The organism is Bacteroides sp. (assembly GCF_029057325.1).
Lineage (GTDB): Bacteria > Bacteroidota > Bacteroidia > Bacteroidales > Bacteroidaceae > Bacteroides.
Genome location: NZ_JAICZW010000013.1, coordinates 52,588 through 61,584, shown reverse-complemented (window position 1 = coordinate 61,584; position 8,997 = coordinate 52,588). Strand labels below are relative to the sequence as shown.

Annotated in this window: 6 protein-coding genes and 1 pseudogene; 4 read left to right on the top strand and 3 right to left on the bottom strand. The window is 51.3% G+C overall.

Annotation, left to right across the window (positions count from 1 at the left end):
• Nucleotides 1-69: 69 nt before the first annotated feature.
• Nucleotides 70-1,329: pseudogene (locus tag K2G43_RS00875) on the bottom strand (sulfatase-like hydrolase/transferase); the annotation flags it as partial.
• Nucleotides 1,330-1,520: 191 nt separating this feature from the next.
• On the opposite strand from K2G43_RS00875, the gene K2G43_RS00870 reads away from it, so the two are divergent.
• From K2G43_RS00870 to K2G43_RS00855, 4 genes are all read left to right on the top strand, one after another.
• Nucleotides 1,521-2,915, top strand: a complete 1,395-nt coding sequence (locus tag K2G43_RS00870; protein WP_297644107.1) for an alpha-L-fucosidase — start codon at nucleotides 1,521-1,523, stop codon at nucleotides 2,913-2,915.
• Nucleotides 2,916-3,336: 421 nt separating this feature from the next.
• Entirely contained in the window at nucleotides 3,337-4,107 is a 771-nt protein-coding gene (locus tag K2G43_RS00865) for a DUF1295 domain-containing protein (RefSeq protein WP_297644108.1), read from the top strand.
• Between the two features lie 61 nt (nucleotides 4,108-4,168).
• Nucleotides 4,169-5,392 carry an NADH:flavin oxidoreductase gene (locus tag K2G43_RS00860; RefSeq protein ID WP_297645381.1) on the top strand — a complete coding sequence of 408 codons (1,224 nt, stop codon included), beginning with the start codon at nucleotides 4,169-4,171 and terminating at the stop codon, nucleotides 5,390-5,392.
• A 74-nt stretch (nucleotides 5,393-5,466) separates the two neighbouring features.
• Nucleotides 5,467-6,306 carry an SDR family oxidoreductase gene (locus K2G43_RS00855; RefSeq protein ID WP_297645378.1) on the top strand — a complete coding sequence of 280 codons (840 nt, stop codon included), beginning with the start codon at nucleotides 5,467-5,469 and terminating at the stop codon, nucleotides 6,304-6,306.
• 114 nt (nucleotides 6,307-6,420) lie between these two features.
• Here K2G43_RS00855 and pfkA read toward each other — a convergent pair whose 3' ends face one another.
• Together pfkA and K2G43_RS00845 are read right to left on the bottom strand one after the other, a co-directional pair.
• Entirely contained in the window at nucleotides 6,421-7,401 is a 981-nt protein-coding gene (gene pfkA, locus K2G43_RS00850; protein WP_297645375.1) for a 6-phosphofructokinase, read from the bottom strand.
• Nucleotides 7,402-8,113: 712 nt separating this feature from the next.
• Nucleotides 8,114-8,977, bottom strand: coding sequence for a 4-hydroxy-3-methylbut-2-enyl diphosphate reductase (locus K2G43_RS00845; protein ID WP_297644826.1), 864 nt, complete (start codon nucleotides 8,975-8,977; stop codon nucleotides 8,114-8,116).
• Nucleotides 8,978-8,997 lie beyond the last annotated feature (20 nt).

The window sequence follows — 8,997 nt, the reverse complement described above, 5'->3', positions numbered from 1 at the left end:
TTAATTATCAAGCCGGCATCCCAGAGTCGCGTTAGTCTCGTGGGCGCGGAGATGTGGTAAAGAGACAGCTACTACCCAGGGGCGGTCTGTATCGTCTGTACCCAGGAGGTTGCCCAGACGGTCGTAGCTGTCGGGGGCGCTTCCTTTGGGAAGGTTGGCGTCAATCAGGCTGCCCAACGAAGCCATCCAGTCGATTTGTGACATCAATACGTCCGATTTGCCTCTCTTCTTGATGCCTTTCGGCCAAGAAACGATGGCAGGTACCATGGTGCCTCCTTCAAAGGCGCTGTACTTGTTGCCGCGATAAGGACCCGTAGGACGATGTCCGTTCAGCAGCTCCTCGGCTTGGTCATCATAGCCATCGTCCACTACCGGACCGTTGTCGCTCGACAGGATAATCAGGGTGTTGTCCGCCAAGCCAAGCTCCTTCAATGTTTTCATGATTTCACCTACGCTCCAATCGAACTGCACGATGGCGTCGCCTCTCAGTCCCATGGAAGACTTTCCGCGGAAGCGTTCATGCGGGAAGCGGGGGACGTGCACGTCGTTCGTGGCGAAATACATGAAGAAGGGTTCATCCTTGTGCTGCTTCAGGAAATTGACGGCATGTAGCGTGATGGAATCGGCGATGTTCTCGTCTTTCCACAACGCCTTGCCTCCCCCTTTCATGTAGCCGATACGTCCGATACCGTTCACGATGGACATATCATGACCGTGGCTGGATTTCAGGTTATAGAGCAGTTCGGGGTTGTCCTTTCCGGTCGGTTCTCCCGGAAAGTTCGCTTTGTAGCTGACTTCGATGGGGGCGGAAGGGTCGTAGTTGACCACCTTCCCATTTTCGATGAACACGCACGGCACACGGTCGGCTGTTGCCGCCATGATGTAGTGGTAGTCAAAGCCCAGATCGCCTAAGGAGGAAGGCAACGGTGCATTCCAATCTTGCTTGCCTGTTTCTGTGCCCAACCCCAAATGCCATTTGCCGAAGGCGGCGGTGGTATATCCCTCGTTCTTGAACATATCTGCCATGGTATATTGTCCCGGCTTGATAATCATTCCGGCATTACCGGCGGCAACCCCTGTTCCCGGTTTGCGCCACGCATACTCGCCGGTCAGCAGGGAGTAACGGGAAGGAGTACTGGTGGAGGCTACCGCATGTGTATTGGTAAATTGGATTCCGTTTGCGGCCAGACGGTTCACATTGGGTGTCTTCACGTTTTTGGCTCCATAGCATTCTAAGTCGCCATATCCTAAGTCATCGGCGTAAATGATAATTACGTTCGGGCGCTCTTTCTGCTGCGCCAAGGCGGGCAGGGCAGCCAATGCCGCCATGCCAATACCGGCAAAATACTTCGTTTTTTTCATCATATTTATTCATTGATCAATGGTTTGTCGCACCAAAAGTACTACTTTTTTATGGTCTTATCACATTAGAACCTGATGAATATTCTTTCTCGGGCAGAGGATTTTCAGTATTTTTGTACCAACAGACAAACAAGTGTTTAATCTAATAATAAAATTCTATGAAATCTAAAAAGAAACTATTGGCAGGCTTGGCGCTGGCTGCCTTTTCTTTGGGTGTGACAGCCCAAGAGCAAGTGCAAGGTTTCGTCCATAAACAATCGGAAGTGACGGATTATGTATGGCCTACGGACAAAGAGGTGTTGGCGAAATTAGACAGATGGCAGGACCAGAAGTTCGGTGTCTTGTTTCATTGGGGACTTTACTCCGTGCCTGGAATTGTGGAATCCTGGTCCATCTGTTCAGAAGATGTCGATTGGATTTCACGCCGTACGGACTTGACCTATGATGAGTATAAAAAGTGGTATTGGGGACTGAAAGAACAGTTGAATCCCGTCAATCTGGATGCCTCGAAATGGGCGGACATCATGCAGGATGCAGGGATGAAGTACATGCTTTTCACTACCAAACACCACGACGGTTTTTGTACCTTCGACAGCAAATATACCGATTTCTCTGTGGCGAACGGCCCTTTCCGCAACGACCCGCGCAGAGATGTGGCGCGCCACGTGTTTGATGCTTTCCGTCAGAAAAGCTTTATGATCGGTTGTTATTTCTCCAAACCGGACTGGCACTGTGAATGGTTTTGGAATCCGCACTTTGCCACACCCAACCGACGCATCAATTACAAGAAGGAACGCCATCCTGAATGGTGGGCGAACTATCAGAAATTCACACAAAACCAATTGGATGAGCTGATGACCAATTATGGTAGCTTCGACATCCTGTGGCTGGACGGCGGATGGGTGACAGGCGAAGACATTCACTTGGATGCCATTTTGGAAAAGGCCCGCAAGCGGTATCCCGGACTGATTTCGGTGGACCGCACCATTCGTGGCAAGAACGAGAATTATCAGACACCGGAGCGTGGCATTCCCGAAACCCAACTGGATTATCCATGGGAAAGCTGCATTACGCTAAGCAATGACTGGGGATGGGTACCCAATGCGCCTTTCAAGTCACCTCAGAAAGTGGTGAACATCCTGACTGAGATTACGGCGAAAGGTGGTTGCCTCTTGTTGGGAGTAGGTCCTACAGCCGATGGCGTAATCGAAGAGGAAGTGGCGAAGCGTCTGCACGAGGTGGGCGAATGGCTGCGTGCCAACGGGCAGGCCATCTACAACACTCGTACCACTCCTGTCTATCATGACGGCAATGTCTGGTTCACCGCCGATAAGGACGGCAAGACACTCTACGCCATCTATGCACTGCCCGAAGGCGAAGAACTGCCCGCTACGATAGAGTGGACCGGCAATCTGCCCAAAGGAAGCATGAGGTTGCTGAAAGGCAACCGTGGCGTGAAGTATGTCACCAAGGGCGACAAGGTCATTGTCACGTTGCCCAAAGGACTGAAGAATGAATCCATTGCTTTGCGGTTTAGGGTGACTTCACTATGAGAACTTTGCTTATAGATTGCTCAGTGAAGTAATCACTTTCTTCAGGTTGCTGTTTGCCACCTGTGCCGACAGATGTTGGCAGAAGTCCCGAAACTTCTTATTTGTAAAAAAACGTTGGTGGAATTAATTTGCAGGTTTGCTTCCCTGTGTTGTTTAACTCTTTGATTATCAGAAGTTGAAAAGTGAGCTGACAGATACTTGTGTGCAGCGTGACAAACACTTGTGTTCAAGCCGACAGACGCAAGTGTCTGTCAAACCGGGGAATATAGGGGAAATTGCAGAAGCTATTTTCTTGTTGATTTAATTCCGCCAACGGTTTTCTCTAATTTAATTCAACCGACGAGTTATTGTTTTTTCTTTCTTCGTAAGTCATGTGAATCAGTATTTTTTGCCTACATTTGTGCGGTTTAAAAAAATGACTATGAGCCAAAATGATTTTCAATTGTTTCTGTGGGTGATGAGTGCCGTGGCACTTGTCGTTTTTGTAGCTCTTTATTTTGTAAAGGCAGGGTATGGCATGTTCCGCACGGCTTCGTGGGGATTTGCCATTAACAATAAGTTGGCGTGGGTGCTGATGGAGGCACCTGTATTCGTTGTCATGTTCTGGCTGTGGGGGCAGAGCGGAGTAGGTTTTGCCATGCCGGTTTATCTGTTTTTCCTGCTGTTTCAGTTGCATTATTTCCAGCGTTCGTTCATCTTTCCCTTGCTGATGAAGGGTAAAAGCCGGATGCCGGTGGCAATCATGGCGATGGGCATTCTTTTCAATCTGCTGAACGGCATGATGCAGGCGGGCGGTTTGTTCTATTTTGTTCCCGAAGGTTTATACGCCGACGGATGGGCCTATTTGCTGAAGCCTCATGCCTTGTCGGGAATCTTTCTGTTCTTTGCCGGTATGTTTGTCAATCTGCATTCCGACTATGTGATACGGCACTTGCGTAAACCGGGTGACACCAAACATTATCTGCCAGGAAAAGGCTTCTACCGATACGTCACCTCTGCCAATTACTTCGGCGAATTGGTGGAATGGACAGGTTTTGCCCTACTCACCGCTTCTCCGGCGGCATGGGTCTTTGTCTGGTGGACATTCGCCAATCTGGTTCCCCGTGCCGACGCCATCCACCGGCATTATCGGGAGGAGTTTGGCGATGAGGCGGTAGGAAATCGTAAGCGTATCATCCCCTTCCTTTATTAATTGACAATTGATAATTGACAATTAAATCTGAAATCATAAATCTAAAATCATAAATCTTCTCATGGAATCCAAGTTATTCACTCCCGTCACTTTCGGACCTTTGACGTTGCGCAACCGTACCATCCGTTCGGCTGCCTTCGAGAGCATGTGTCCCGGCAACGCTCCATCGGACATGTTGCTCGATTATCACCGGTCGGTAGCTGCGGGTGGTGTCGGTATGACTACCGTGGCATACGCGGCGGTCACTCAGAGCGGACTCTCTTTTGACCGCCAGTTGTGGATGCGTCCCGAAATTATCCCCGGGCTTCGCAGATTGACGGATGCCATACATGCCGAAGGGGCGGCGGCAGGCATCCAGTTGGGGCATTGCGGCAACATGTCCCACAAGAGTATTTGCGGCTGTACGCCTGTCGGTGCATGCTCCGGTTTCAACCTCTATTCGCCCACCTTCGTGCGTGGGCTGCGTGCCGACGAACTGCCGGAGATGGCACGTGCCTACGGCCGCGCGGTGAATCTGGCACGCGAATCCGGTTTCGACTCCGTAGAGATTCATGCCGGACACGGCTATCTCATCAGCCAGTTCCTCTCTCCCTCCACCAACCATCGGAAAGACGAGTTCGGCGGCTCGTTGCAGAACCGCATGCGCTTCATGGACATGGTGATGGAAGAGGTGATGAAGGCTGCCGGCAACGACATGGCAGTACTGGTGAAGATGAATATGCGCGACGGCTTCCGTGGAGGCATGGAACTGGACGAGACACTGCAGGTGGCGAAGCGGCTGGAGCAGTCGGGTGCCCATGCACTGGTGTTGAGCGGCGGCTTCGTCAGCAAGGCGCCGATGTACGTCATGCGGGGCGAGATGCCCATCCGCAGCATGACCCATTATATGACCTGCTGGTGGCTGAAGTATGGCGTGCGCATGGTAGGCAAGTGGATGATACCCACCGTACCCTTCAAGGAAGCCTATTTCCTGGAAGATGCCTTGAAGTTCCGTGCCGCCCTGAAGATGCCGCTGATTTATGTAGGCGGTCTGGTCTCCCGTGCGAAGATAGACGAGGTGCTGGACGATGGCTTCGAGGCTGTACAGATGGCGCGTGCCCTGCTCAACGAACCGGGCTTTGTCAACCGCATGCGTGCCGAGGAGAATGCGCGTTGCAACTGCAAGCACAGCAATTATTGTATTGCCCGCATGTACTCTGTCGAGATGGCGTGCCATCAGCACCTGAAGGAGGAGCTTCCTCCTTGCCTGAAGAGAGAGATAGAGAGAATCGAGGCAAAAGGATGAGTTTGAAATTTAAAATTTGAAGGGAGTTATCGGGAGTTAACTCCTTCTAACTCCCTCCCTAAAAAGAATGTGATATGAAACTTGCAATTATAACCGGTGCAGACGGTGGAATGGGCATGGAAATCACCCGTGCGGTGGCAACTGCCGGCTATCAAATCATCATGGCGTGCCGCGACCCGCAGGCAGCCGAATCCAAACGTCAGCAACTGATGCGTGAAACCGGCAATCCTTGTATTGAGACAGCCCCCATCGACCTGGCATCCCTTGCCTCGGTGGCTGCATTTGCCGACAGGCTGTTGAAGCGGGGCGAGCCGTTGGCATTGCTGATGAACAATGCCGGAACCTTGGAGACGGAACGCCGTATCACGGAAGACGGGTTGGAACAGACGGTGAGTGTCAACTACGTGGGACCTTACTTGCTCACCCGCAAGCTCCTGCCTTTGATGGGAGAGGGAAGCCGCATTGTCAACATGGTGTCGTGTACCTACGCCATCGGGCACCTCGATTTCCCCGATTTCTTCCTTCGCGGACGGAAGGGAGGCTTCTGGCGCATACCTATCTATAGCAATACGAAGCTGGCACTAACTCTGTTTACCATCGACTTGGCAAGCCGTGTCAAAGACAAAGGAATCGTAGTTAATGCCGCCGACCCCGGCGTGGTCTCCACCAATATCATTACCATGCAGATGTGGTTCGACCCCCTGACGGATATTTTCTTCCGTCCCTTTATCCGCACTCCCCGCAAGGGAGCCGCCACGGCGGTCAGTCTGTTGCTGGACGAAGAGGCGGGCAAGCGTACCGGCACCTTGAATGCCAGTTGCCGTCCCAAAAATCTTTCGAAGAAATACACCCGTCATGTGCAGATGGCGGAGTTGTGGAAGCGAACGGAGGATATTGTGAGGAAGTGGCTATAGAATTAAGGAGTTATCGGGAGTTAAAGGGAGTTAGAAGAAGTTAGAGGCCAATACTCTTGCTGACACAAGTCGGACTATTGGCCTCTAACTTCTTCTGACTCCCTTTGAAATAAATCAGATAGACAGCGCCCTCAATACATTCACAAGATCTTTCTTGATGGGCTTGTCATTCTTGATGGCTTTGGTGAAGGGGACATAAACCACTTCGTCATGTTCGATTCCAATCATGACGTTACGTTGTCCTTCCATGATGGCATCGATGGCTGCTGCTCCCAGACGGCTGGCAAGTATGCGGTCGTGTGCCGTAGGACTACCACCGCGTTGCAAGTGGCCGAGGATGGTCACACGTACGTCGTATTGCGGATATTCGTTCTTCACGCGTTCGGCGTAGTGCATGGCACCGCCTGTCAGTTCACTTTCGGCTACCAATACGATACTGCTGTTCTTGGATTTCCGGAAACCGTTCTTGATGAATTCTTCCAATTGGTCCACCTCCGTGCTGAATTCCGGAATGATGGCGGCTTCCGCACCGGAAGCGATGGCACCGTTCAGGGCGAGGAAGCCGGCATCGCGTCCCATGACTTCTACGAAGAACAGGCGTTCGTGGGAAGTGGCGGTGTCGCGGATTTTGTCCACAGCATCCAAGATGGTATTCAGTGCCGTATCGTAACCGATGGTGGTATCGGTTCCGTAAAGGTCGTTGTCGATGGTACCTGGCAATCCGATGCACGGTATGTCGAATTCTTGCGCGAAGATGCGTGCGCCGGTCAACGAACCGTCACCGCCGATGACTACCAAGGCGTCGATGCCCTCTTTCTTCATGTTGTCGTAGGCAAGTTGACGTCCTTCGGGAGTGGTGAACTCCTTGCAGCGTGCCGTCTTCAAGATGGTGCCACCCAATTGGATGATGTTGCTGACGTTCTGGCTTTTAAATTCTTTGATTTCACCGGTTACCAGACCTTTGTAACCACGATAGATGCCTTTTACGGAAAGTCCGTTGTAAATAGCTGTGCGTGTCACGGCACGTATGGCCGCGTTCATTCCGGGGGCGTCACCTCCTGATGTCAAGATACCAATACACTTAACTGTTCCCATAACTATTTGTTGTTTAGTGTTAATAATCAGATGAAAAAGCGAGTCCGACTCGTTTTTAGTATGCCGCAAAGATACTAAAAAGCTAAAGCTGTGGCTAATAAATTTATGTTTTTTTGTAGTCCCGATGCACGGCTCTTTCATTTGCGGGAGTTATAGGAGTTATCAGCCGGCCGGTCGGTTTAGTAGCTGAAGCCAATGCGCCCGTAACGGCATCCTGCACAAGCGTATCGGCTTTAACTCCTGATGAAGAGAAGCGGAGTGACGGTTCCCGTTAACTTCTATGGCTCCTCTAAAAGGGATTTTGAATCATAATTGTTTACATGTGATATCTTCTTTCTGAAAAATCCGCTGCCTCCTGTTTTTTCCCGTTGCCTCTTTTCCGGTCCTTTTCTACTTCGTAGTTTCTTCGGTGTTTCTTCGGACGTTCTTCGGACGTTCTTCGGTCCTAGGGAGTGGAGTTTGTCCGAAGAACGTCCGAAGCCGAATAGGCCCTGATAGGGGGTAGGCAGGGAGCGGATAAGGAGAACAGGGAAAAGAAGGCGGAAGACCATTTTTTTGCCGGAACGTGCCGACTACGAAAAAAGGCCGAAAAAATGTTTTACATTCGGGAAGAACGAAACGTCTGTCTCGATACCGCTCTCAGGCTTGTTGACTATCCGGCAATCCGGCGACTGCATCAAAAGCGAAGGCTGTAAGCCCGATGCACGGCCTTTTATCCCAATTTCGCCTTGATGGCCTCGGATATTTCTTCCATCAACCATTTGGGGGTGGATGTGGCGCCGCATACGCCGATGGACTCCGCGCTTTCCAGCAATGCGCTGTCTATCTCTTCTACGCTGTCTATCAGATGTGCGTTCGGATTGACTTTCTGGCATTCGCTGAACAGCATCTTTCCGTTGGAACTCTTCTTGCCGCTGACAAAGAATATCAGGTCGTGCGAGGCGGCGAATTTGCGGATGTTGGGGATGCGGTTGGCCACTTGTCGGCAGATGGTGTCGTAGGATTCGAAACTCACTTCGGGCGGGATGTGCTCTTCGATGTAGTGTACAATATCCCGGAATCCATCCAGTGATTTGGTGGTCTGCGAATAGAGGCGGATGTCTTTGGTAAGATTCAGTCTGGGTGCCTCTTCCGGCTTTTCGATGACAATCGCTTCGCCATTGGTTTGCCCCACCAGCCCCAGCACTTCGGCGTGGCCGTTTTTTCCGTAGATGACAATCTGCTTGTTGTTACCCTCCTGCATGTACTCCTGCTTTATCTTCTTTTGCAGGCGCAACACTACCGGGCAGGTGGCGTCTATGATTTCGATGTTGTTGCGGCGGGCGATGTCGTATGTCTCGGGGGGCTCGCCGTGGGCGCGTAGCAGTACTTTGGCGTTGTGGAGGTGGTTCAGTTCTTCGTGGTTGATGGTAATCAGTCCCATGGCCTTCAGCCGTTCCACTTCGCGGCTGTTGTGTACGATGTCTCCTAAGCAGTAGAGGGTTTCCCCTTTCGCCAGTTCCTCTTCCGCCTTGTTGATGGCGGTGACCACTCCGAAGCAGAAGCCGGAGCCTTCGTCTATTTCTACTTTTGCCATACTTGTTGTTTTTCTTCGTT

Excerpts from the sequence above, each read along its gene's own strand:
- K2G43_RS00870 (WP_297644107.1), top strand. The coding sequence starts at position 1,521 with ATGAAATCTAAAAAGAAACTATTGGCAGGCTTGGCGCTGGCTGCCTTT.
- K2G43_RS00865 (WP_297644108.1), top strand. The coding sequence starts at position 3,337 with ATGAGCCAAAATGATTTTCAATTGTTTCTGTGGGTGATGAGTGCCGTG.
- K2G43_RS00860 (WP_297645381.1), top strand. The coding sequence starts at position 4,169 with ATGGAATCCAAGTTATTCACTCCCGTCACTTTCGGACCTTTGACGTTG.
- K2G43_RS00855 (WP_297645378.1), top strand. The coding sequence starts at position 5,467 with ATGAAACTTGCAATTATAACCGGTGCAGACGGTGGAATGGGCATGGAA.
- pfkA (WP_297645375.1), bottom strand. The coding sequence starts at position 7,401 with ATGGGAACAGTTAAGTGTATTGGTATCTTGACATCAGGAGGTGACGCC.
- K2G43_RS00845 (WP_297644826.1), bottom strand. The coding sequence starts at position 8,977 with ATGGCAAAAGTAGAAATAGACGAAGGCTCCGGCTTCTGCTTCGGAGTG.